This is a genomic window from Clostridioides sp. GD02367, from assembly GCF_045900275.1.
Taxonomy (GTDB): Bacteria; Bacillota; Clostridia; order Peptostreptococcales; family Peptostreptococcaceae; genus Clostridioides; species Clostridioides difficile_A.
The window spans coordinates 1-596 of record NZ_JBJODK010000034.1 but is presented as its reverse complement, the minus strand read 5'-3'; the positions used below and the strand labels follow the sequence as shown (position 1 = coordinate 596).

1 pseudogene is annotated in these 596 nt (G+C 25.7%); it reads left to right on the top strand.

Annotation, left to right across the window (positions count from 1 at the left end):
* Positions 1–116: 116 nt before the first annotated feature.
* A pseudogene (locus tag Q3223_RS19475) lies at positions 117–596 on the top strand (hypothetical protein); the annotation flags it as partial.

Sequence of the window (596 nt, the reverse complement as noted above, 5' to 3'; positions counted from 1 at the left end):
GATAATGTTGAGGGAGCATTAAAAGAAGTGATGCAAGAAGTAAAAGGTAATAGAAGCAGTATTATATCAACGATAAATAATAATTTGATACCAATGTAGAAAGGAAGGTGATTTAAATGGGAGATTATAATGTTTATAGAACTGTTAGAAAAAGAAAAGGTTATTACTCTGAATATGATATTCATTCGACTACTTGTTCTCAAAATTCTGGAAGTCCTTCTTATATCACTCACTATAGTAGTTATAATTTAAGTAAATATAAAACTATTTCTATAACTGAAACTAAAGAATTTAGGATTAAGTCATATGAAGTTTATCGTTATATAGGTTCTGAGAAAGTTATATATGAGGGTTATAATATGTATCAGTACACTACTGTTCAAATTGTTCCAAATCCATCTATATCCATAAATAATGATTTAGGTGTAATTGGCGATGCTTGCAGTATAAAATATAATATTTATGATAGCAATCCTGATGTTAGTTTTAAAATAACTGTAAAATTAAATGATGTTGTAATAAGTGAAAAAAATAATACAGTAGATTCTAATTACACTATAGATTTAACTGATGAACATTTATCTAATTTAGTATTT